This window comes from Paenibacillus sp. MAHUQ-45, from assembly GCF_058133325.1.
On the sequence record NZ_JBYUPV010000015.1, the window covers coordinates 89298 to 111542 of the forward strand.

The window sequence follows — 22245 nt, forward strand, 5'->3', positions numbered from 1 at the left end:
ACTATATGAGCAGACAAGGCGTTTGAGAAGAGGCTGTAAAGCCTAAAATGATGAGAAACCCAGGTCATAACGACCTGGGTTTCTTTAAGTTAATAATATAGAACGTCACGTGTAATCAGCCTTTTGGATTGATCATATCGATATCATGGTTATTGCTGCCCTTATTGCTACGCATTGAATACAGAATAAATAGTAAGATAAACCATAACGGGGTAAACAATAAAGCCGGTCGTGTCTCTTCTGCAATAAGCATGATGATGAGGATTACGGCAAATAACGCCAGGACAGCATAATTAATAGCCGGTGTGAACGGTGCTTTGAACTTGGATTTAGCCTGTAAGTTCGGCCGAGTCTTCTTGTATTTGATATGGCATACAAGAACAACACCCCAAACCCATATAAAACAAATGGCACTAATGGTAGTGACGATTCCAAAAGCTTGGCCCGGAATAATTTTGCTTAATAGGGTGCCAACAGATATAACTAACGTCGAAACAAATAACGAGTTCCCTGGCACATGATTTTTATTCAGCTTGGCAAAATGAGGTGATGACTGGTTCTTCCTGCTCAAATTATAAAGAATTCGGCTTGTCGAGAACATCCCGCTGTTGCAGGCGGAAGCGGCTGAGGTTAATACGACGAAATTAATAATCCCCGCAGCGATTGGTATTCCTACTAAACTAAAGGTTTTCACGAATGGACTTTCTGCCGGACTAAGTTCAGTCCATGGGTTAATGCACAGAAGGACGAATAACGCGCCAACGTAGAAAAATAATATCCGCAAAGGGATTTTATTAATAGCAGATGGAATGTTTTTCTCTGGATTGGATGTTTCCGCTGCCGAAACACCAACTAATTCCACGCCTACATAAGCGAATACAACCATTTGAAAAGAAAATAAAAAACCTGAGGCGCCGTTTGGAAAAAATCCACCATGCTCCCACAGATTTCGGATAGTTACCGATCCTGAATCCGTCTTGAATCCGATGATTAGCAAAATGACACCGATGCCGATCAAGGCGAGAATCGTGATTACTTTGATTAAAGCAAACCAAAACTCCAATTCCCCGAAATTTTTTACTGTTAATAGATTGAGTGCTAATAAAATGATCAGACAGATGATGGCCGGCACCCATTGCGGGATATCAAACCAATAGTTCACGTAGATGCCAACGGCGATAACATCAGCCATGGCCGTCATGATCCAGCAGAACCAATAGGTCCAACCCGTGATAAAGGCTGCTCGAGGGCCGAGATAATCTTCGGCAATATCCGTAAACGATTGATAGCCAGCCTTAGACAATAGAAGTTCTCCCAGTGCTCTCATCACAAAAAACACAGCAATTCCCACGATTAAATACGTGATCATGATGGAAGGGCCTGCCTGTTGAATCGCTTTGCCCGATCCCAGGAATAGTCCTGTCCCAATAGTGCCGCCAATGGCGATGAGCTGAACATGCCGGTTAGCTAACTCTCTCTTTAATTCTGTTTGTGCCATACTTTTGTCCCCCTTAATCAATATAATGCCAATAAAAAAGAGATTGGATGTCATCCAATCTCTAGGTCCTAAGAATATTAAATAATCTTTGCCCTGCTAATGATAATCAGCATGACAAATACATATTCAGTACTCTTCTGTCCTTTTGCCTGAGATTGTGAACCCTTCGGCGCCGCAGATTTCCTGCGGTCTCTCCAGAAGCTGCTCCTGCTATAGTGTGATCCATAGCAATCATAGCTTGTGATTATGAAGTTATGTTTGTGTAGCGGCGCTGTTATTCTGATATCCAACATACTACATTTAATGTGAATACCTGAACAGTGATAAAAGTCTCCCTGCTACCTATATAGTATAAACTATAACAGGGCATTCATGTTACTTTAATGACGAAACGATTTCTTTAATTACGTAAACTATCCTGAACAGCCCTTTTTCCGTTATGATTAATTTGTGAAAAAAAGCACAAGGGGGCAAGTTTTAAAATGAAAAAGAAGTCAGTAGCTGCTCTTATTCTCATTCTCTCTGTTATGCTCGTGATCGCAGGATGCGGCAATAGTGGCAATAACAGCAAGACCGTCAATAACAGCAGCACCGGGAGCAAAAATCAGGATAACAAGGAAGCGACAAAGGAAGCAAAAATAGAAGCTGTTTCAGGGGCATCGGAAGCAAGCTATACACCGCTCGATCAACTGAAGGATAAGTACGATATCATTATTGTCGGTGCAGGTGGCGCTGGAATGTCTGCCGCGCTTGAAGCTAAAGCCAAAGGAATGAACCCTGTTATTTTTGAAAAAATGCCGGTGGCCGGCGGAAATACAACCAAGTCTTCTTCGGGAATGAACGCTTCCGAAACGAAATTCCAAAAGGAACAAGGCATCACCGACAGCAATGATCTATTTTATGAAGAGAGCTTAAAGGGTGGTCATGATACGAACGATAAAGAGATGCTACGTTTCTTCGTTGACCAATCCGCAAGTGCTATCGACTGGCTCGACTCCATCGGGATTAAATTAAGCAATATCACCATTACAGGCGGTATGAATGAGAAGCGTACGCATCGTCCTGAAGATGGCTCCGCCGTAGGACAATACCTTGTAAAAGGTCTAGTGAACAATGTTCAAGAGCAAGGTATCCCGCTTTTTGTGAACGCTGATGTCAAAGAAATTACCGAAAAAGACGGCAAGGTCAATGGTGTCAAAGTCATCTTCAACCAGACTGACGAGAAGAGCATTACAGCAGCGGCTGTCGTTGTGACAACCGGCGGTTTTGGCTCCAACAAGGAATTGATCTCCGAAGTCAGACCCGATCTGGAAGGATATGTAACGACCAATCAAATCGGCAGCACCGGCGACGGCATTAAGATGATAGAGAAGCTTGGTGGCGTCACCGTCGATATGGATCAAATCCAAGTTCACCCGACAGTGCAGCAAGAAAAATCCTATCTCATTGGGGAAGCCGTCCGCGGAGAAGGTGCCATCCTCGTATCTAGTGAAGGTAAACGATTCACGAATGATTTGGGTACTCGTGATAAAGTTACCGCTGCAATCAATCAACTTCCTGAAAACGCGGCTTTTCTGGTCTTTGATTCCGGTGTGAAATCCCGTGTTAAAGCCATCGAACAATATGAGAAGATGGGCTTCGTGATCCAAGCCGATTCGATCGAGGGATTAGCGCAAGCAATGGGTGTGCCCGGGGATCAACTGCAGAAAACACTGGACACCTGGAACAGCTATGTGAAAAATAAAGAGGATGCTGAATTCGGCAGAAAGACTGGAATGGATAACGACTTATCCAACGCTCCTTACATGGCAATCAAAATCGGTCCGGGGATTCATTACACCATGGGTGGCGTAAAAATCAACACCAACACAGAAGTTTTAAATAAAGAGGGTAATCCGATTACAGGTCTGTTTGCCGCAGGTGAGGTGACAGGAGGTCTGCATGGTCAAAACCGGATCGGCGGGAACTCGGTGGCGGAGATCATTATTTTCGGCCGCCAGGCGGGTATCAAATCTGCTGAATTTGTAAAAGCGAACTAAGCATCAATCCATTCATCTTGCTTATCGGAAAATAAACAAACGCTTGGGCTGACTACAGTCCAGGCGTTTGTTGTTATATGTCATGAAACGCTGTGGGGCGAGGGTCTGGATGAACGGGTCAGCGAGAACAGTTCCAGTTCCGGCCTGTGCTTTCCGCCAAGTATATCCGTTAGCAGCTCTGCTGCAATATTGCTGTAGGCAGTGCCATTACCGCCGTATCCTTCAATAAAGTAACTGTGTGGATAATCCGGGTGCGGGCCGATATAGGGCAGCCCGTCACGCGTCGACCCGAATACGGCCCCCCAGGTGTATTCAACTTCTATGCCGCGAATTTCCGGGAACAGCGCTTCAAGCTCCTCCAGTAGTTTTTTACTCTGGGAGAGAACTCTTACCTCGCGTTGCTTATCATCTGTCAGAGGCTCATCCTTACCGCCAGCAATGATGCGTCCCTCCGGGGTGGTCCTGAAGTAAAGGTAGGGACGAGCCGTTTCCCAGAGCAGGCTTTGCTCATACCATTTGGGAAGCTCCTTCAGGGGCCGGGTCATGATAGCATATGTATTAATCAACTCGGCGCCTCGGTCCTTCTTCATTTCTTGTGTCTCATAGCCCATCGCAAAAATAACATTTTTCGCAAAAATTCGGCCATGCCGAGTGTGGCAGATGACGCCGTCTTCCTTGAATTCATAATGCTGCGCTTTGGTCTGCTCATATACACGAACCCCATTCTTGGCGGCCTGATGGATCAGGCTATGCACCGTTCGGAAGGGATTGGTCTCCGCGTCTCCCCGGGAGTATAGGGCTGCTGGTTTGGTAAAAGAGTATAGCGAAGCAATCTGGTCCTGCTCCCAAAATTCCGAATGAAAGCCGTGTGCGGTCAGATTCCGGTGTTCTTCGCGCAGTGCAGGCACATCCTCTGGTTTACTGGCATACAGCAGGCTGGAGCGGGGAATGATCTGTGGGTCCATCTCCAGCTTGTCAGGAAGGTCAAGAATGTTGCCGAGGGCCTTCTGACAAAGCTTATAGAACAGCACGCCCTGCTCCTCACCAAATGTGTTGATACAGGCAGTCAATGACTTGTCGTTGGAGATCTGCAATAACCCGGTGTTGGCGTGTGAGCTTCCGCCTGCTACGGATCGTTTGTCGATCAAAATCACATTCGCCCCATTCACAGACAGCTGGTATGAAGTCATGGCTCCGCCCATACCGGCACCTACGATGAGACATTCACAATGGGCATCTCCTTGTAACGCCGGGTAAGCAGGTGGATTTTGCAATGTATTACTCCAGGGCGTTTGCCCGCTGATTAGTTTCATCGTTGATCTCCCTTTCGTATCTTCCGGTTTCAAAAGTATTCGCAGGAAATGGTGGGCTCATGCATATTTTAGCTGTGTTACCTTGCGCTTTTTGGCACATAATGTGCCCGGCGCAGACGCATACTAAAAGTGGTTTGAATCATCTATAAGGAGGGAAAACATCGCATGCAATCTACACAAATGCAGGCACTCAGCGGTAAAGAGCTGGAATACATCGCCGACTCCATTTCTAATGAGGATTTGCTAATCAAGCAATTAGCGGCTACAGCCGGGTCCACACAGAATCAAGCTGTCCGCCAAATCTGCATTCAGCATATCCAAAGCCACACCCAGCATATGGGGATGTTGACACAAATGCTGCAGCAGCACCAGCAATATGCCCCAACGCAACCGCAATAACAGAGGTTCCAAACTTTAAGGAGGTTATCTTAGTGAACGCACAAAACGGATCATTTATGGCGGATGAGGACCTAATGAACACGGTGCTGGCCGATCTGAAACGGACCGTACGTGAATATACCACAGCCGCAACAGAATCTGCCTGTCCATCTGTCCGTCAAGCCTTCAACAACTTGACGATGGATACGCTGCGTCTTCAAGGGGATTTGTATACCCATATGTCGCAAATGAACATGTATACGGCTCCTTCCAAGGCCTTGCGTCATGATGTGGACAAGCAAATTCAGACCGCACAGCAGACGCAGCAAAAATGTCAGCAGTTCGTGCAGCAAAAAACAGGGGAAGTTGGCGATTATAGCCATAATCTCAACGTGACTCATCAACAGTCCAACTCAAATAATTCTTACTATATGTAACTCGGCATTGAAGCAAGCGAAGCAGATAGACATGATTGTCTGTCAGTTATAGCTCGCTTACAAAAAAAGGTTGACCCCTGAAAAATAGGAGTCAACCTTTTTTACATTTTATAACGAAATAAGAACAAACATTATCCAAAGACGCCAAGCAGCACAATTCCGCAGAAAATGACTACAGAGCTGGCAATACGCTTCAGCCCTTGCTGCTCTTTCAGTAGCATGATTCCGAGAAGCGCGGCAAATACCGTTCCAATCTCCCGCAGAGGGCTAATATGAGCAATGGGTGCTTGCTGCATAGCGAACAGAAACAACAGGTAGGAGCCAGGATTCAAAATGGCCCCAAGCAGCAAAGTATTACGATTGGCCTGCCATTCCGCCCGAATGCGTGGTGAAGCCAGCACTGCCGGAGTTAATCCTAGGACGAAGCCGATATTGGTCACTTCCAGCAGAGCAAGCGGCGACAGATGCTGAAGATTCAGCTTATCGACGAATACATAACAGGTGGTGCATAAACCGACACTGAGCGCCATCAGCACAGGCTTTGCCTGAGTGAGCACAGTAGCGCCAGGATGGTTTCTGACTCCGCCTGATGAACCTAGAACGATAAACCCGGCCAGCATACAGAGAATGCCTGCCCAACCCACTGGCGATAGCGATTCGCCTAATACGAGAATCCCGATGATGGGAACAAGCAGAGTGCTTGTGCCTCTCATGATCGGATAAATCTGAGAGAGGTCGCCTAGCTCATAGGTTCTGGACAAAAGCCAGGCGTAAAGACCCTGGAGAACGACAGACAACAGCAGCAGGCCATAAGCGCTGGCTGAAAGCGGATTGCGCCATAATTCAATGATCAGTACAGGCAAGAGCAACAAAGTGGATACCATCATAATAGACCATAAAAAGACACTTTTGCTGCGGCTTTTCTTGGTGAAGAGACTCCAGATGGCATGCGCCATGCCGGAGGCGATAACTAGGAGTATAGGCAGCAGCATGAATGGTTTCGCTCCCTGCTACTTAGTGCTCAGAAGCCGGATCGGGTTCATGCGGAGGCTGATGTTCAATGAAGGATCCGTCTTCCAAGCGCAGCCAGGTGTCGAAGGTCTTGGTGCCTTCAGATAGTCTGATGACCCGGGCCCCGCGCATAAAGCCTTCCCGGCCATAAGTATTGAAGCCGCTGGCCCGGCCATAGATCAGCTTAATTCCGTGCAGGCTTCCGCTGTAGTCGTTGATATGGTCGTGACCGCAGAAGGTGCCCAGCACATCACCCATCTCCAGCAGGGCCGCGAACAAGCCCGAATTTACAGGTGCGCTACACACGCGCTCGAACTTATTCCCGTAGCAGACCTGAGTGTCCCAGACCTCCTGATATTCCGGCACAGGGATATGGAAAAAGGCAAGGGCAGGCAGTTTATCCTGCCCGTTTTGCGGGTTAAGCCTTGCAGATTCTGCTGTCAGCCAGTTGATTTGGCTAGGCTTGACCCAATTATATCCGGGAACATGCGCAAGTTCCGAATAGCTGCCGGAGTCAAGGAAATAGAGTACCGCTGCGGATTCACCATTACGTCCATTAATGGTTAGCGAATAATTGCCCATTCCTGCGATTTCCACCGGTCCCGCTTGAGCCAAGGCATGCGGGTGTTCCAGCGCTACTTGCATCAGCTCTTCAGGGGTAATCCGGCTCTCTGTATCATGATTGCCAAGGACAAAGGCCCAAGGGATATTCCGGGCTTCCACGACAGCAACTGCATCACGGAAGGCTTGCTTCGGGTTCTCGCATTCCGGCTTTCCTGGGGAGACTGGCCCCGTATAGATGACATCTCCTGTAAACACGACGAGATCCGGCTGCTCCGCCTCTAGTACGCCTTCCATTAGGTCACGGGTCTGACGATCCTCCGCTCTGCCGTCCATCCAATGAAGATCTGTGAATTGTACGATTTTAAATGTTCCGTCCTGTCGAAAAGATAAGCGGGTGCTCATCCTTTTCATCCCCTCTCTGTCTGTTCCATTCAGTTACCAATGTTGATTTATGTGCTTTTGTTTGGTTTCATGTTGATTTTAGGTCTCGGTTTACAATTTGTCAAACCTCATTTTACAAAGGGTTTGCACTTATATTATAGTTCCTTTAGGTTGACAAGTGTGGCATAGAATTTTACACTTTGAACTGTTCACGGCAGTAAAACAACAACAAAACACATAAAACCACTTTAAATGAAATCATATGGCCAGACACGATTCAGGAGGAAGAAGCAGAATGTCCCTAACGTACGAGGAACGAAAGGAAACAATTCTTTCCCAGCTTGAAATGGAGGGGAAGATACAGGTTCATGCCTTGGCCGAACTGTTCAATGTCACAACAGAGACGATTAGACGGGATTTGGACCGACTGGAGAAAGAAGGCAGACTACGCAAGGTCTACGGAGGCGCTGTACGGATGCGTTCCGAAATGACGGAGCCGACCTTTCTGAGGCGCTCCCAGATGCAGCTGAGCGAGAAGCAGGCGATCGGCCAACTGGCAGCATCGCTGGTCCGGGATGGAGAGACAGTTATTCTCGATAACGGAACGACGACACTTGAGATCATGCGCGCCCTGAAGAATCGGACTCAGGTCACGGTTATTACCAATTCGGCGCCGATTTTGAGCTGTGCGCTTGAAGGATTTCAGGGCAAGCTGGTTTTTACCGGCGGAGAGGTGAATCCCTTATATCAGGCCGCAACAGGTGTGATTGCCCATGAACTGCTGGATCAGTTTAAGGTCAACAAGGCCTTTATCTCGGCGGGTGGCGTCTCGCTGGCAGACGGGATTACTGATTATCATCTGGACGAAGCATTAATCTCTCGCAAAATGATTCAGCGAACAGAGGAAGCGATCCTTGTCGCTGATCATACCAAATTCGGTGTCACCACCTTCGCCCAGATTGCGCCGATTGAAGGCATAGCTATGGTGCTTACGGATTCCGGCTGCTCCAGGGAATGGCTGGATGCCTTCGCCCAGCTGGATATCGAGGTCTTGGTCGGTGCCCAATAAAGCATAATGCCGCATGGTCCCTTGACCAGTCTGTGAAAACAGGCCGCTTAAGCGGGCCTATTTTGTTTGCAGAGAAGGCACTTTCGTGTCATATTAGTATTATTAAACTCATTTCGCAAAGTGGCGCTTTACCGCGCTACATCTTCTGCGAAGGTATTTCGGAGGGAAGGCATGAAGGAAATGGATGAATTGAAGAGGAAAGTGCTGGAACTGCTCAAAGAGGATGCGCGAAGCTCCACAGCGTTGATGGCGACGCTACTTGGGGCGGAAGAAGCCGATGTAAAGACTGTGATTGAGCAGATGGAACAAGACAATGTTATCGTGAAATATTCAACGGTCGTCAATTGGGATAAGGTGGATGACGAGCGGGTAACGGCACTGATTGAGGTACAAATTACGCCTGAGCGCGGCCGCGGTTTCGAAGGCATCGCCGAGCGAATCTACCTGTACCCGCAAGTGAAGTCCGTCTATCTGATGTCCGGCGCATATGATCTGCTGGTGGAAGTGGAAGGCCGCAATCTGCGTGAAGTCGCAAATTTCGTATCCGAGAAGCTGTCGCCGATTGATTCTGTGCTCTCTACCAAAACCAACTTTACGCTCAAAAAATACAAACAGGACGGGATCATCTTCGAAGAGCATGAAGAAGACAACCGTCTGATGATCTCTCCGTAAAGGAAGAACGCCATATGATCACGAACAATACCCAATCTAACGGAGATACCGGCAAGTCAATGAACTCTTATCTGGCTCCATTGGTCCGGGAGATTCAGCCATCAGGTATCCGCAAATTTTTTGATCTGGCCGCTGGAAGCAAGGACATCATCTCGCTGGGGGTCGGTGAACCTGATTTCAAGACGCCTTGGCATGTCCGGGAAGCTTGCGTATATTCATTGGAGAAAGGCTTTACCGGCTATACCTCCAATGCAGGTATGCCCGAATTGCGGGAAGGAATTGCCAACTACCTGCATGACCGTTTTGCTGTAGATTACGATCCGGCTGACGAAATCATTGCCACAGTAGGGGGAAGCGAGGCGATTGACCTTGCTCTGCGTGCTCTAATCTCACCAGGCGACGAGATTCTGATCCCGGAGCCATGTTATATTTCATACTCTCCTATAACAGCCATCGGTGGGGGTATCCCTGTTGGCATTGAAACCTTTGGCGAGAATAACTTCAAGCTGACCGCGGAAGGACTGGAAGCGAAGATCACGCCGCGCTCGAAAGTGCTGATCCTTTGCTATCCGAGCAATCCGACAGGTGGGATTATGACCCGCGAGGATTGGGAGCCTATTGCCAGAGTCGTGGAAAAGCATGATCTCATCGTGATTTCTGATGAAATCTATGCGGAACTGACCTACGGTAGCAACCATGTAAGCTTCCCTTCAATGCCCGGTATGAAAGACCGCACGATTCTCGTTAGCGGCTTCTCCAAGGCCTTTGCGATGACGGGCTGGCGTATGGGCTATGCCTGCGGCCACCCGGAGATTATCTCCGCCATGCTGAAGATTCACCAGTATACGGTGATGTGTGCGCCTTCCATGGGGCAGGTTGCAGCGCTAGAGGCTTTGACCAATGGGCTGGAGGAGAAAGATCGGATGATCGATTCCTACAACCAGCGGCGGCGCTTGATTGTTAAGGGCCTGCGGGATGCTGGACTAGAATGTCATGAGCCGCAGGGAGCGTTTTATGCTTTTCCAAGCATCCGTCATACCGGTCTGAGCTCTGATGAATTCGCCCAGCGGCTACTGCGTGAGAATAAGGTCGCTGCGGTTCCGGGCAATGTGTTCGGCCTGGGCGGCGAGGGTTATTTGCGTTGTTCCTATGCAACCTCGGTAGCTCAGATTAATGAAGCTGTTGAGCGAATCGGTGCATTTGTTGCCAAACTCGAAAGGGAAAGAACGGAATAAGAAGTAAAATTTATGAAAAGAGTCTAGTAAATCTCTCAATGTCATGGTATAATTTTACTTTGAGAGAGTAATTATTGCCTTTGATGACAGTTGGAGGTCAACGTTGCTCTGGGAACAAAGCGGATGCTTTCTAGCCGGTTGTTTCGATGCTATTTTTTAGCAGACGCTCAACAAGATTTTTTAGGAGGTATGATTGTGCTCAGTGCCGATTATTACTTACCTTCCTATGGCGGGGAATGTTTTTCTGGAAGCGGGAAACGCTCCTCTAAGGGCGATGCTTCTGTACGCAGGCTCTCTTTGGAAGATGAAATTCGGATATTACGCACCAAGATGGAGCAGCTTTTTTTGCAGGAGAAATCGTTCACCTCGGACAATGTCATTGAAATCAGCAGTATGCTGGATCTAAAGATAAATGAATATATGAAGGTACGTCCCCGTAGAAGCTAATTGTCCGGGACGCAGCTCGGAGGGCCCATTTGGGCCCTCTTTTTTATGCTGATAAAGAGGCTTATCTTGGGTGTATTACCTGATATTTTGCACATGCATGGAAACAATTGGCACAAAACTTCTGGAACCTACCTGAGTACATACACTTGAATCTATCAATCAGCCGAGGTGAAGACAACATGAAGAGAACTAGACAAGCGGCACTGCTTCTGCTACTGGCACCGCTGCTGTACTCAGCTCCGGCACATGCCGATTCCGCACCTGTCAATCAAGAAACTGCCATCTATTTGGATGGTCGGCCCCTTCAATTTGGTGTTCAGCCACTATTTGTGAATGATACGGTCCTTGTGCCGATGCGCAAACTGTTTGAGGAGCAGGGAGCCAAGCTCTCCTGGGACAATCAAGCTAAATTGGTGACAGCGAGCAAGGGAGAGACCGTGTTGACTTACCGGATTGGGGACGGGGCTGCTTATACGAATGGTAAGCCGGTAACGCTGAGCGTGCCGGGTCAGATCGTTGCTGGGAATACGATGATGCCGTTGCGTTATTTTAGCGAAGCGCTGGGCAACCAAGTGAAATGGGATCCGGTCAGTCATGAAATTCGTATTAATTCAGCCAGTGAGTTCAATACCAAGATTTTGAATGGCGTCAACCTGCGTACCGTGCCGGATTCGGGTACAAGCTCTAGCGTCATTGAATTGCTGCCGGCCGGAGCGAAGGTTCAGGTGCTTGAGGAGAGTAATGCATTATGGCTGAAAGTACGCACACAGGACAATCAGACAGGTTACATTTCTGCAAAACCGGGCTTTAGCGACTACACCAGTGCTTCCCTCGCGGATCTGCAAGGAAATGCGTTGCTAGCTTATGGCGAGAAGTTTTTGGGAACACCTTATGAATTCGGCGCATCTCCGGATCAGACACGTACATTCGACTGTTCTTCTTTTGTCGGCCGGGTGTTTAAGGAGGTTCTGTCAATTGATCTGGCGCGTGTCTCCTACAATCAAGCCAAAGAGGGCAAGGAAGTAAGCATCGGAGAACTGCGCAAAGGGGATTTGTTGTTCTTCAGTGCGCGAGGACTCAATATCGGGCATGTCGCCATTTATGCCGGGAACAACCGGATTCTGCACACCTATTCGAAGGAACAGGGCGTTCATTATGAAACGCTGGACAGCAAGTGGATGAAGCGTTTTGTGACGGCCCGCAGAGTATTTTAGGTGTTACTCTTAGCCACTAATAAAAGTTGTAAGGTTATGAATGACAATATAACAATATTGATACCCTATAATTGTTGTGCTAAGGTATTCGTATGAAAAATGAACAGATGTTAACCAAAGAAATGATTCTGGATGCAGCGGAGAGCGTGCTGCGTCGGTTTGGTCCTGATAAAAGCTCGGTAGTGGATGTTGCCCGCGTACTTAAGGTCAGCCATGGAACGATCTACCGCCATTTTCCTAGTAAAGCCGCTTTACGGGCTGCGGTAACGGAGCGGTGGTTGCATCAAATCTCTGATCCGTTGCAGGCAATAGCAGAGGAAAAGGGCGGAAGCACGGCCCAGCGTCTGCGGCAATGGTTTCTGGTCCTGTCACAGAGCAAGCTGGCTTACGCTGTAGACGATCCGGAGATGTTCGCGATGTATACGGCGGTTACCTTGGAGACCGCGGATGTGATCTCGGAACATGTGGACTGCTTGATCTCCCAAATTGCTCAAATTGTTGAGCAGGGGATCAAGCAGGGAGAGCTGAAGCCGGGACAGCCTGAAGGGATGGCGAGAGCGCTGTTTCTTGCGATGGCTCATTTTAATCATCCCGCCCATGCCTACGAATGGTCCGAGATCACGCTCGGCCAGGATTTTGACTCCGTATGGGGGTTGCTGGTTGAAGGGATTAAAGCCTCTTAACTCAATGGGCTAAAGGTAATGTGTAACAAAATTAAAGGGAAGCTCTTCTGATGAAATTCTATTCAGAAGAGCTTCCCTTTTTTCAATTGAAAATAAAAAAAAGTAAAATGACAAAAATATAAATTTGTCAGTTGATTATTGATATTTGTTATTATATAATCAATTCACCGGGCGGATGCAGCACAGAATTCTATTGGGCGCCCACTTCAACAGAATCTTTAGAAGATGCATAGCAGGTGAGAAACGTGCCGACATTATGAAAATCGGACTAGTAATCAATCCATTTTAAGGAGAGAAAACATGAATCACACTCGCAAATCAGTTGTTCTCGTCACAGGTGCTTCTACCGGAATAGGCAACTTGTCCGCCCGCACTTTGGCGACAGCAGGACATATCGTATACGCCAGCATGCGCGATGTTGAAGGACGGAACGCCCCCCGGGCCAAGGAACTGCATGATTATGCAGCGGAGAATGGATTAAGCCTCAAGGCTCTGGAACTGGATGTTCTCTCTCAGGAATCGGCAGATCGTGCGGTGCAGGTTATTGTGAAAGAGCAGGGCTTTTTGGATGTAGTCATGCATAACGCCGGTCATCTAGTAGTTGGTGTGACTGAAGCTTTTTCCCCGGAAGAAATGGCTAAGGTATATGACACCAATGTTCTCGGGACACAGCGGGTGAACCGGGCGGCTCTGCCATATATGAGAGCACAGGAATCTGGCCTGCTGCTTTGGATCAGCAGCACTACCGTTCGCGGCGGTTTCCCGCCGTTCCTTGGGCCTTATGTAGCTGCCAAAGCGGCTATGGATTCACTGGCCCAGACGATGGCATATGAAGTCGCTTCTTTCGGGATCGAGACTTCCTTCGTAGTACCCGGTGCCTTTACGAAAGGAACTGCGCATTTTCCGAATGCTACCCCTCCAGCTGATGGAGAGACTTCAGCAGCTTACGCAAGAATTAACAGGCTGCTTGAAGAGGTTGGCGACAGACTAAGCGCACTTACACCTGATGACGCTGATCCACAAGCTGTAGCGGATGAAGTGGCCCGTATTGTCAGTCTGCCCGCTGGCCAGCGTCCTGTACGATCGGTTATCGACTTTGTCGGTGACGGTGCCGCTGAAGTAACGGAGCTTTCGGAGAAACTGCGGATTGAATTTTTGGAGCGGATCGGACTCGGCGGTTTGTTAGAAGCTGCTGTATCTGTTGATTAAATCTATCTATTGGCTGGTAAGTTTTAGTTGGCTTAATACTACTTGTACTATTTAATCAAATCACTTGGAGGTTATTAACATGGGAAACAATCTTTCTGGTAAAGTGGCAGTTGTAACAGGATCATCGAGAGGTATCGGCCGTGCAATTGCAGAGGAACTGGCTCGAAACGGAGCAAAGGTTGTAGTGAATTACAGCAGTAGCCCAGCCAAAGCAGAAGAGGTTGTCTCGGCTATTAAGCAAAACGGCGGCGAAGCCATAGCAATACAGGCAGATGTCAGCAGTGTAGCCCAGTTGGAGAAGCTGTTTGAAGAAACGGTGAAAATATTTGGAGCCTTGGATATTCTGGTGAACAACGCCGGTGTAATGATGACCAAACCGCTTGCGGCAGTCACTGAGGAGGATTTTGACAAGCAGTTCGGCATCAATGTAAAAGGAACCTTCTTTGCTATCCAGCAAGCTGTCAAACACATGGGTCAGGGCGGCCGGATCATCAATTTCTCCACTTCTGTCGCTGGGGTAATGTTCCCAACGTACAGTGTTTATGCAGGCAGCAAGGGTGCTGTAGAGCAGTTTACCCGTCAACTGGCTAAAGAACTGGGACCTATGGGAGTCACGATTAACGCCGTTGCACCAGGACCGGTCAACACTGAGCTGTTCACTGTCGGCAAATCCGAGGAACAAATTGAAGGTATCACCAAAATGAATGCCTTCGGACGTCTGGGAGAGCCGGAAGATATCGCAGGGGCGGTTGTGTTCCTTGCCAGTGATGCATCACGCTGGGTGACCGGCCAGACACTGCGTGTCAACGGAGGAATGGTGTAAAGGTAGAGCTTCATCACTGAAGGTTTGAAAATAAGCAATAAGCGGATCTATAGATCATGCTTATTGCTTATTTTGTGTTTTCACGGCGTGTCTCTCTATATTTTGCGAAAGTATAAGCTCCCCGGATTTTATCCGCGAATAACGGTACAATCAATATAGTCGATTTCTATATATTTGCCTTCTTTACGCAAGACCGTTTAAACTGTTATTATGTGATTTTTAGGACTAAGGGGGAAGCGGATTGAAGGGAAAGTGGAAAGGCAGCATTGCCGCTGTACTGCTGGTAATGATGACGTTGATTGCAGGCTGCGGTGGGAATAACACGAAGGATACGGTAAATATCTTCATGATGTTGAACGGAGTGAATCCCGATACCGAGTTTGTCAAGGGCTTTGAGAGTCAACTGAAGGACAAGCTGGGCGAGGGAGCTAAGGTGGAGTTCAGCACAGCGCCGATCTATAATATCCAGAAACTGATGGTTGAATATGCGGCTGCTATGAATGATATTGTAATCCTGTCTAAGGAAGATGTACTTAACTATGGGAAAAGCGGAGCCAACCGCCCGCTGGATGAATATTTTAATCCGGACGATTACCCGGAAGGCGTCTTTGAAGGCGGGGTTGTAAAGGAAGGAACCAAGGATATTGTTCAGGAGAAGCACTTGTTCGCGATTCCATTGTCGAAGTTGAAGATGTTCAAGGATGCGGGGTTTGCACCGGATGATGCATTTTTGACGATCGCGGTTTCTGCGGACAGCTTGGAACAGAGTATTGCGGCGATTAAAGCCATGATGGAATAAATTCGATTCAAGCATTTGTGAAAAGTAGAGGGGAGTGCGCGATATGGGGATTTATACACGCACCGGCGATAAAGGGGAGACCTCGGTCATCGGAGGTCGGGTGGCCAAAGATGATGTCCGGGTTGAAGCTTATGGAACCATCGATGAGCTGAACTGTTTTGTGGGACAGGCACGCAGTTTGATGGAGGATGAGAAGTTTGCAGATGTGCGGGAACAACTGCTGGAGATCCAGCACGAGTTGTTCGACTGCGGCTCGGATCTGGCATTTGTGAAGCTCAGCGAGAACAAATATAAGGTGAAAAGTGAAATGGCGGAGCGGCTGGAGGGCTGGATTGACAGCCTGCAAGCTGAGAATCCAGAGCTGGAACGGTTTATCCTTCCAGGAGGAAGCCAGGTGTCCTCCGTGCTGCATGTGTGCCGTACCGTCTGTCGCCGTGCCGAGCGGCGGTCTGTGACGCTTGCCCGAAGCCACGAGGTGAACCCGGAAGCGGTTATATACCTGAACCGATTGTCGGATTACTTCTTCGCACTGGCCCGCACCGCCAATACAAGGGCAGGGATTGCTGACGTGGAATATGTACGCAGTAAAAAGGTGTTTCGAAAATAAGATGAGCAGCTATTATTCACCTATCATTTATATCGTCCCGCCCGAGGAGGACGGCTATCTGCTCAAGACCATCCTGCAGAAGCGGATGGAAGTATCACGCAAGCTGCTGTCCCGGCTGAAAATGACGGAGCAGGGCATTATGGTCAACGGGGAACGTGTCTATATCAGCGTGAAAGTTCGAGCTGGCGATACCGTTGAAATCCGCATGGAGACAGAAATCTCTGAGGATATTTTGCCTCAGCCGATTCCCTTCGAGTCGCTGTATGAAGATGAGCATCTGCTTGTGGTCAATAAAGCGGCAGGGATCATCGTGCATCCGACCCATGGTCATTACACGGACACCCTGGCCAATGGTATTGTTCATTACTGGGCGGAAAAAGGGGAGCGCTACCGCTTCCGGCCAGTACATCGGCTGGACCAGGAGACCTCGGGCGTTCTAGTTATCGCCAAGAACCCGTTTGCGCACCAGCATATCTCTGAGCAGATGATCGCCGGAACGGTGGACAAGCGGTACACGGCCTTCGTACATGGCTGTCCGCCAGCGCCGGAAGGCGATATCGATGGACCGATCGATCGTGATCCGGCGGAGCCTCACCGGCGCATTGTGACGCCGGATGGCTATCCTTCCCTGACCCGTTATAAGGTCATGGAAGTCTATGGCGGAGGCTCAAGAGTAGAGCTGAAGCTGGAGACCGGGCGCACGCATCAAATTCGTGTGCACATGACCTCTATCGGCTGTCCGCTGATCGGTGACGGTATGTACCGGCACCCGCTTTACAGCGAGACCGCGCCGACACCTGACCAGGAAGCGCAACTGGCAGGGATTGCAGCGCTTGATGCTGCTATGCCGCGTCAGGCGCTGCATGCAGTGAGACTCTCGCTGCGGCATCCGGTGCGGCCGGAGAACCTGGTCTTTGAAGCGCCGCTGCCACCGGACATGGCAGCTTTGGAGATTGAGCTGAAGCAGGGAAAGCTTGAGGATGCGGCGGAGTAGCATTTTAAACCATGGGGCAAGTAGAATGGTCATTTAAAGGAACTACAAGAGCTGTATATTCATACTGAGGTGAAGTGCAGTGTCACTTTGCCCGCTATTCATAATCAAGGAGCAAACTATGAGTAAATTGAAAGTCTATCAGTATCCGAAATGCGGCACTTGCCGCAATGCGGTCAAATGGCTGCAGGGCCAAGGTCATGAACTGGACCAGCAGGATATCAAGGAGCAGCCTCCGGGAGTGGAGGAACTGCGTGAATTATTCAAGAACAGTGGTCTGGAGCTGAAGAAGTTCTTTAATACCAGCGGTGATGTCTACAAATCGCAGGGGCTTAAGGACAAGCTGCCAGGTCTCAGCGAGCAGGAGCAGCTGGAGCTTTTGTCCAGCAACGGTATGTTGATTAAACGTCCAATCGTCAGTGATGGAACCAAGGTTACTGTCGGATTCAAGGAAGACCAGTATGCAGGGGCCTGGAGCAAGTCTAACCAATAAGAAGAATTAGGAGAGATTTACACATGACAGCAGAAACGAAGGGCCGCGTGATGATCGTGGACGGAATGGCTCTGCTGTTCCGTGCCTATTACGCCACGGCTTATGGCGGATATATCCGCAAGACTAGTGCAGGACTGCCGACGAACGCCGTGTATGGCTTCCTGCAGTATTTTTTCGACGCGGTGAGCACATTTAATCCTACACATGTAGTATGCTGCTGGGATATGGGTAAAGGCACGTTCCGTACGGAGAAGTACGCAAATTATATACCCCTTTGATAATGGGAAAATTAATATTTTCATTATGGTAGTGTGTATTTGAAATAATCCCATTCTATTTTGGGATTATTCAGTCTCAAAATCAAAAATAAAGCTTTATTTTGGAGTTGAAAGATTATGATAACAGAAGACAAAAAAAGAGTTCTTTTGGTAGATGGAATGGCCCTTCTTTTCCGAGCCTACTATGCCACATCTTATTCAGGTTATATTCGTAAAACAAGTGCTGGATTGCCTACTAATGCTGTTTACGGGTTCCTACTGTATTTTTTTGATGCACTAAGTAAATTTAATCCTACTCATGTAATTTGCTGTTGGGACATGGGGGCAAGTACTTTCCGAAATGAGAGTTACAGTTTGTATAAGCAAAATCGTTCGGAAGCTCCGCTTGAACTGCATCCCCAATTTCAACTAGTTAAAGATGTTGTTGAAGTGATGGGTGTACTTAATATCGGTGTAACTGGTTATGAGGCAGATGATTGTATTGGAACCTTATCAAGAAAACTACAGGACAATTCCGAAGTATATATTTTGACTGGAGATCACGATATGCTTCAACTGATCACTGATCAGGTAAAGGTTGTTATCATGAATAAGGGAAGATCGAATTACACTGTTTACGATATGGAAACACTGCTTGCGACTAAGCAGCTAACTCCACTGCAAGTTATTGATTTAAAGGCATTTATGGGTGACTCTTCAGATAATTATCCAGGTGTAAAAGGTATTGGGGAAAAGAGTGCTTTAAAGCTAATTAGTGAGTACAAATCAGTTGAAGGATGCCTTGAGAATCTGGACAAGCTTTCGAAAGGGATTAGAAGCAAAATAGAGGCTGATTTGGATATGCTCCATCTTTCCAGAGACCTTGCCCGCATTAGATTGGATGTTCCAATTGAATGCGAATTGGAGCAATGTATTTGGCAATTACAACGCGAAGCAACAATAAAGAAATTTGACGAGCTGGAATTTAGCGGGCTCTTTAATTCATTGGGAGTTAGCTAGTCAATAATGTCGAAGTGATTTTATTGCATTATTTGATAAATGAGCTGTATAATTTAATTAGTTGCTTCTTACAAAGTAAATGGGAACCGACACTTATAAAGAGACGAGAGAACATATTGGATACGTGTTCTTCTAGTCTCTTTTCTGTGCTTACCTATTGTTTCCGTTCTGTTAATCCACGGTCTTATTCGATGAATTTCCTGCCTTCAAGCTATTCCCCTTTTGTCCACACGCCGAGATAGTAAATACGGACTAACAATGTTTTTCCAATTAATTCGTATTTACTTTTGACTTCGGTAATTTTGAATAATTCATGAGCATTTCAGCGAATGAACATAATTTGTCAAGAAGACAAAGCCTAAGAGATATTATAGTTGTGAAGTGAAGATTAAAGTTATCAGGTGTCTAATAATAGAAAAATTACTAACTCATTAAGTGAGAATATTTACATCTAGAGGGTAGTATGAAAAAATTATAGACGATAGGAAAATAATGTTTTATATTTGGGTTTGATAATGAGAAATGAATCAATATCATCTTACATAGCAGAGGAGAAGTATTATGGCACCAGTAACGTTTCCTAATAAGTATTTTTATCACTTCACACATTTAGATAATATAGAATCTATTATCGAAAATGGATTGATTTCAACAAATGAAAAGAAAAAAAATGGAATTACCCACGTGAATGTAGCTAATGAAAGAATTCAAGGGAGAAGAAGTAATATGATTGTTCCATGCCATCCCAATGGAACAATACACGATTATGTCCCATTCTATTTTGCTACGACCAATCCGATGCTTCTCTCTGTAGTAAATAGAAAAAACATCGATCAGCCACTTGTTGTATATCTAGCTATATCAATTGATAAGATCCAGAATAGTAATGTAATCTTCACAGATGGATCAGCGAATAGAAATACCGCACCTAATTTCTATAGTGAGCCGAATGATTTAGACAAGTTAAGCTGGGATAAAATAAATATAACAACATGGAAAAAGGGCACACCGGATGAACTGCATGCAAGAATGGCTGAAGTGTTAGTCTATCAGAAAGTGCCATTAGATTGGATAGATTCATTTATCGTTTATAATCAAATAGGGGAAGAATACATAAAAAAAATTTTTAAGGAAAAGGGCTTGGGAAAACCTCCAATTAGTTTACAGCCTTTTGATAGTAGATTTTTGTATTTCACAAAATTTCTTATGAAAGGAAGGGAGAACGAAACGCTTGTTACGGGCCCACGTTTCTTAAAATTCCTTTTTGAAAATAATGTGGATTCAATAATAGAAAGTAGATCTGAAAATGAACCTTCTTCTCCAGCATTTCAGGATGTAGAAGATGCTCTGAATAAAATTAAGGATAACTTTTGTATTATCGATGAATTAGATGGGATTTACCAATTAGAGACTTCAAATGAAATGCACAACCAAAAAGTTTGTGATCATACAAAAGAAGTGGTAAAAAATTTAGATCTAATTAGTTACTATAATGACCTTGATGATGATGACAAAGCGTTAGTTAAATTAGCAGCTTATTTCCATGATATTGGAAAAGGTCCAAAATCGAAGTGGCAGGATGGTATTCAGTCAAATTATCCGGATCATCCAGCTGATTCATTGAAAATGATGAAGAGAATTCTTGTTGAGGAGTTTGAAGAACTAACGAAATATCAAATTAGGTTGATTTGCCTTTTGGTCGGTTATCATGATTTAATTGGTGATATACTTAAAAAAGACAGAAGTGAAAAAGAAATAGTTGATTTAGGTTTGAATGAAAATGAACTATCTATGTTAGCAGCAATTTCTTTAGCTGATGTTAAATCAATTAAACCGAGTTGGTATCGGGGTTTGTTAATTGAAATTCCTGATTTTATCGAGAGACTTTAATAAGGAGATTGTGCAAATGTTAGAATTCGTAACAGGTGATTTTTTCGATTACGAAGCAAACATTCGAGTGAATACAGTGAATTGCGTAGGGGTTATGGGTGCAGGGGTGGCTTTAGCATTTAAAGATCGTTATCCTAAGATGTATAATGATTATGTTCACGCATGTAAACATAAAGAGGTTGCTCCCGGCAAGCCTCATATCTGGGTAGAAACTGACTTATTATCGAGTGTTACAATAATTAACTTTCCTACAAAGATTCATTGGAAAAATCCTTCTGAGTATGAGTACATTGAAAAAGGCCTGACCTGGTTACGAGAATATCTTTCGGATAAGGGGAGTTCTGCTGTAACGTTGCCGGCATTAGGGTGTGGCCACGGAGGACTTGATTGGGCTAAAGTAAAGGGAATGATTATAGATTTTTTGGGGGACTTGGAAGTTAAAATTTTTGTTTTCAATCCTAAAAGTTCGACTGCTGCAAGAGGTAATGATAATTGGTTACACGAACTTGAAAAAAACAATATATTAACAATTTCACCTTCAGATGAAGGATACCCGAAAGAAATTTTAGGGCGTTCAAGTTATAGTTTATACTGTATTGGTAATACAGCTTTATTGAAAGAGAAGAAGCTGTCAATATTAGCTAATTCAAAATCTTCAGAAAAAGAAATTAACTCATTAACAAAAGTAATTAATGAAATGCCTATTCAAAGTGCGGTTTTATTGCTTAGTTTGAAAAATAATAATGATTATGAATTTGCAGACATGGTAATAACAAAGGGGTTTTGTGTGATTTTTGTAATTCCTTATGGAATTCTTAAGTTTGATGTCCAGAACAGATATCGTAAAAACTGGGACATGAATAAGTTTCTCGTTGTGTCGACAACAGTACCAGATCAAAGTTGGAAAATATACGAAAATTCAAATTCATTAAGATTCCGTCAAAAGCTTGCTGACGTCACGTTAATAAATTCACTAGATTTAAAAGCAATAGAATCATTGTCGAAATATGTAAAAGGACCTACTAAAAAAAATTATTACATTAATTATTGGTTGAACGAAAACGAGACACTTAGGAATCTAAATGCCATAAAGATAGGTAATAATAATCAAACTGGAAAAATTAATCTAGCTCCGCTATTAGAGTCACTTATACCAGGTAAGTATTTGTTAGAATAATTGACGTTTCTATTGCAATGCACATATGGGCTGTTTTA

The 22245-nt window shown here is 46.0% G+C and carries 22 protein-coding genes, 1 pseudogene and 1 riboswitch; of the genes and pseudogenes, 19 read left to right on the plus strand and 4 right to left on the minus strand.

Features of this window, described 5'->3' with window-relative positions; translation table 11 throughout:
• Positions 1-115 precede the first annotated feature (115 nt).
• Positions 116-1498: an amino acid permease gene (locus tag AC3Y23_RS25475; RefSeq protein ID WP_379204403.1), complete on the minus strand. Its 1383-nt coding sequence runs from the start codon at positions 1496-1498 to the stop codon at positions 116-118.
• 127 nt (positions 1499-1625) lie between these two features.
• Positions 1626-1706: riboswitch (glycine riboswitch) on the minus strand.
• A gap of 274 nt (positions 1707-1980) precedes the next feature.
• Between AC3Y23_RS25475 and AC3Y23_RS25480 the strand changes: the two genes are divergently transcribed.
• Positions 1981-3537, plus strand: coding sequence for a flavocytochrome c (locus tag AC3Y23_RS25480; RefSeq protein ID WP_379204405.1), 1557 nt, complete (start codon positions 1981-1983; stop codon positions 3535-3537).
• Between the two features lie 80 nt (positions 3538-3617).
• On the opposite strand, the gene AC3Y23_RS25485 is transcribed toward AC3Y23_RS25480, so the two are convergent.
• A complete protein-coding gene (locus tag AC3Y23_RS25485) occupies positions 3618-4850 on the minus strand; it encodes an NAD(P)/FAD-dependent oxidoreductase (protein WP_379204407.1) in 1233 nt (410 codons plus the stop codon).
• A gap of 165 nt (positions 4851-5015) precedes the next feature.
• Between AC3Y23_RS25485 and AC3Y23_RS25490 the strand changes: the two genes are divergently transcribed.
• Together AC3Y23_RS25490 and AC3Y23_RS25495 are read left to right on the plus strand one after the other, a co-directional pair.
• Positions 5016-5249, plus strand: coding sequence for a hypothetical protein (locus AC3Y23_RS25490; protein ID WP_175374126.1), 234 nt, complete (start codon positions 5016-5018; stop codon positions 5247-5249).
• A 56-nt stretch (positions 5250-5305) separates the two neighbouring features.
• Positions 5306-5665 (plus strand): spore coat protein, encoded by a 360-nt coding sequence (locus AC3Y23_RS25495; protein ID WP_379204476.1) that lies wholly within the window; start codon positions 5306-5308, stop codon positions 5663-5665.
• A 131-nt stretch (positions 5666-5796) separates the two neighbouring features.
• Here AC3Y23_RS25495 and AC3Y23_RS25500 read toward each other — a convergent pair whose 3' ends face one another.
• Together AC3Y23_RS25500 and AC3Y23_RS25505 are read right to left on the minus strand one after the other, a co-directional pair.
• On the minus strand, positions 5797-6657 hold the full coding sequence (locus tag AC3Y23_RS25500) for an EamA family transporter (protein ID WP_379204410.1): 861 nt from the start codon (positions 6655-6657) through the stop codon (positions 5797-5799).
• A 22-nt stretch (positions 6658-6679) separates the two neighbouring features.
• Complete coding sequence (locus tag AC3Y23_RS25505; RefSeq protein ID WP_379204412.1) at positions 6680-7642, minus strand: metallophosphoesterase family protein; 963 nt, start codon at positions 7640-7642, stop codon at positions 6680-6682.
• 274 nt (positions 7643-7916) lie between these two features.
• On the opposite strand from AC3Y23_RS25505, the gene AC3Y23_RS25510 reads away from it, so the two are divergent.
• The 16 genes and pseudogenes from AC3Y23_RS25510 (at position 7917) to AC3Y23_RS25585 (ending at position 22207) form a co-directional block, all read left to right on the plus strand.
• Positions 7917-8690 carry a DeoR/GlpR family DNA-binding transcription regulator gene (locus AC3Y23_RS25510; protein ID WP_379204414.1) on the plus strand — a complete coding sequence of 258 codons (774 nt, stop codon included), beginning with the start codon at positions 7917-7919 and terminating at the stop codon, positions 8688-8690.
• Positions 8691-8861: 171 nt separating this feature from the next.
• Positions 8862-9362: an Lrp/AsnC family transcriptional regulator gene (locus AC3Y23_RS25515; protein WP_175374130.1), complete on the plus strand. Its 501-nt coding sequence runs from the start codon at positions 8862-8864 to the stop codon at positions 9360-9362.
• A 14-nt stretch (positions 9363-9376) separates the two neighbouring features.
• Positions 9377-10597: an aminotransferase class I/II-fold pyridoxal phosphate-dependent enzyme gene (locus tag AC3Y23_RS25520; RefSeq protein WP_379204417.1), complete on the plus strand. Its 1221-nt coding sequence runs from the start codon at positions 9377-9379 to the stop codon at positions 10595-10597.
• Between the two features lie 189 nt (positions 10598-10786).
• A complete protein-coding gene (locus tag AC3Y23_RS25525; RefSeq protein WP_379204478.1) occupies positions 10787-11044 on the plus strand; it encodes an aspartyl-phosphate phosphatase Spo0E family protein in 258 nt (85 codons plus the stop codon).
• A 179-nt stretch (positions 11045-11223) separates the two neighbouring features.
• Positions 11224-12258 (plus strand): C40 family peptidase, encoded by a 1035-nt coding sequence (locus AC3Y23_RS25530; protein ID WP_379204419.1) that lies wholly within the window; start codon positions 11224-11226, stop codon positions 12256-12258.
• A gap of 107 nt (positions 12259-12365) precedes the next feature.
• A complete protein-coding gene (locus tag AC3Y23_RS25535; RefSeq protein WP_379204421.1) occupies positions 12366-12941 on the plus strand; it encodes a TetR/AcrR family transcriptional regulator in 576 nt (191 codons plus the stop codon).
• Between the two features lie 300 nt (positions 12942-13241).
• Complete coding sequence (locus tag AC3Y23_RS25540; RefSeq protein ID WP_379204424.1) at positions 13242-14150, plus strand: SDR family oxidoreductase; 909 nt, start codon at positions 13242-13244, stop codon at positions 14148-14150.
• A 79-nt stretch (positions 14151-14229) separates the two neighbouring features.
• Complete coding sequence (locus tag AC3Y23_RS25545; protein WP_379204426.1) at positions 14230-14973, plus strand: SDR family oxidoreductase; 744 nt, start codon at positions 14230-14232, stop codon at positions 14971-14973.
• A 241-nt stretch (positions 14974-15214) separates the two neighbouring features.
• Entirely contained in the window at positions 15215-15772 is a 558-nt protein-coding gene (locus AC3Y23_RS25550; protein WP_379204428.1) for a hypothetical protein, read from the plus strand.
• A 43-nt stretch (positions 15773-15815) separates the two neighbouring features.
• Positions 15816-16379, plus strand: coding sequence for a cob(I)yrinic acid a,c-diamide adenosyltransferase (locus tag AC3Y23_RS25555; protein ID WP_379204430.1), 564 nt, complete (start codon positions 15816-15818; stop codon positions 16377-16379).
• Position 16380: 1 nt separating this feature from the next.
• A complete protein-coding gene (locus AC3Y23_RS25560; protein WP_379204432.1) occupies positions 16381-17373 on the plus strand; it encodes an RluA family pseudouridine synthase in 993 nt (330 codons plus the stop codon).
• 118 nt (positions 17374-17491) lie between these two features.
• Positions 17492-17863, plus strand: coding sequence for an arsenate reductase family protein (locus AC3Y23_RS25565; protein WP_379204435.1), 372 nt, complete (start codon positions 17492-17494; stop codon positions 17861-17863).
• Positions 17864-17886: 23 nt separating this feature from the next.
• Positions 17887-18129 (plus strand): annotated as a pseudogene (locus AC3Y23_RS25570) (5'-3' exonuclease); the annotation flags it as partial.
• A 129-nt stretch (positions 18130-18258) separates the two neighbouring features.
• The gene (locus AC3Y23_RS25575; protein ID WP_379204437.1) at positions 18259-19140 is read left to right on the plus strand and encodes a 5'-3' exonuclease; all 882 of its coding nucleotides are present in this window, start codon (positions 18259-18261) and stop codon (positions 19138-19140) included.
• A 561-nt stretch (positions 19141-19701) separates the two neighbouring features.
• Positions 19702-21030, plus strand: a complete 1329-nt coding sequence (gene darT / locus AC3Y23_RS25580) for a type II toxin-antitoxin system toxin DNA ADP-ribosyl transferase DarT (protein ID WP_379204439.1) — start codon at positions 19702-19704, stop codon at positions 21028-21030.
• A 16-nt stretch (positions 21031-21046) separates the two neighbouring features.
• A complete protein-coding gene (locus tag AC3Y23_RS25585) occupies positions 21047-22207 on the plus strand; it encodes a macro domain-containing protein (RefSeq protein WP_379204442.1) in 1161 nt (386 codons plus the stop codon).
• Positions 22208-22245 lie beyond the last annotated feature (38 nt).

Coding starts and splice junctions, on each gene's coding strand:
- AC3Y23_RS25535 (WP_379204421.1), top strand. CDS start 12,366: ATGTTAACCAAAGAAATGATTCTGGATGCAGCGGAGAGCGTGCTGCGT.
- AC3Y23_RS25520 (WP_379204417.1), top strand. CDS start 9,377: ATGATCACGAACAATACCCAATCTAACGGAGATACCGGCAAGTCAATG.
- AC3Y23_RS25490 (WP_175374126.1), top strand. CDS start 5,016: ATGCAATCTACACAAATGCAGGCACTCAGCGGTAAAGAGCTGGAATAC.
- AC3Y23_RS25505 (WP_379204412.1), bottom strand. CDS start 7,642: ATGAGCACCCGCTTATCTTTTCGACAGGACGGAACATTTAAAATCGTA.
- AC3Y23_RS25510 (WP_379204414.1), top strand. CDS start 7,917: ATGTCCCTAACGTACGAGGAACGAAAGGAAACAATTCTTTCCCAGCTT.
- AC3Y23_RS25560 (WP_379204432.1), top strand. CDS start 16,381: ATGAGCAGCTATTATTCACCTATCATTTATATCGTCCCGCCCGAGGAG.
- AC3Y23_RS25480 (WP_379204405.1), top strand. CDS start 1,981: ATGAAAAAGAAGTCAGTAGCTGCTCTTATTCTCATTCTCTCTGTTATG.
- darT (WP_379204439.1), top strand. CDS start 19,702: ATGGCACCAGTAACGTTTCCTAATAAGTATTTTTATCACTTCACACAT.
- AC3Y23_RS25495 (WP_379204476.1), top strand. CDS start 5,306: ATGGCGGATGAGGACCTAATGAACACGGTGCTGGCCGATCTGAAACGG.
- AC3Y23_RS25475 (WP_379204403.1), bottom strand. CDS start 1,498: ATGGCACAAACAGAATTAAAGAGAGAGTTAGCTAACCGGCATGTTCAG.
- AC3Y23_RS25500 (WP_379204410.1), bottom strand. CDS start 6,657: ATGCTGCTGCCTATACTCCTAGTTATCGCCTCCGGCATGGCGCATGCC.
- AC3Y23_RS25540 (WP_379204424.1), top strand. CDS start 13,242: ATGAATCACACTCGCAAATCAGTTGTTCTCGTCACAGGTGCTTCTACC.
- AC3Y23_RS25555 (WP_379204430.1), top strand. CDS start 15,816: ATGGGGATTTATACACGCACCGGCGATAAAGGGGAGACCTCGGTCATC.
- AC3Y23_RS25585 (WP_379204442.1), top strand. CDS start 21,047: ATGTTAGAATTCGTAACAGGTGATTTTTTCGATTACGAAGCAAACATT.
- AC3Y23_RS25575 (WP_379204437.1), top strand. CDS start 18,259: ATGATAACAGAAGACAAAAAAAGAGTTCTTTTGGTAGATGGAATGGCC.
- AC3Y23_RS25545 (WP_379204426.1), top strand. CDS start 14,230: ATGGGAAACAATCTTTCTGGTAAAGTGGCAGTTGTAACAGGATCATCG.
- AC3Y23_RS25565 (WP_379204435.1), top strand. CDS start 17,492: ATGAGTAAATTGAAAGTCTATCAGTATCCGAAATGCGGCACTTGCCGC.
- AC3Y23_RS25530 (WP_379204419.1), top strand. CDS start 11,224: ATGAAGAGAACTAGACAAGCGGCACTGCTTCTGCTACTGGCACCGCTG.
- AC3Y23_RS25485 (WP_379204407.1), bottom strand. CDS start 4,850: ATGAAACTAATCAGCGGGCAAACGCCCTGGAGTAATACATTGCAAAAT.
- AC3Y23_RS25515 (WP_175374130.1), top strand. CDS start 8,862: ATGAAGGAAATGGATGAATTGAAGAGGAAAGTGCTGGAACTGCTCAAA.
- AC3Y23_RS25525 (WP_379204478.1), top strand. CDS start 10,787: ATGATTGTGCTCAGTGCCGATTATTACTTACCTTCCTATGGCGGGGAA.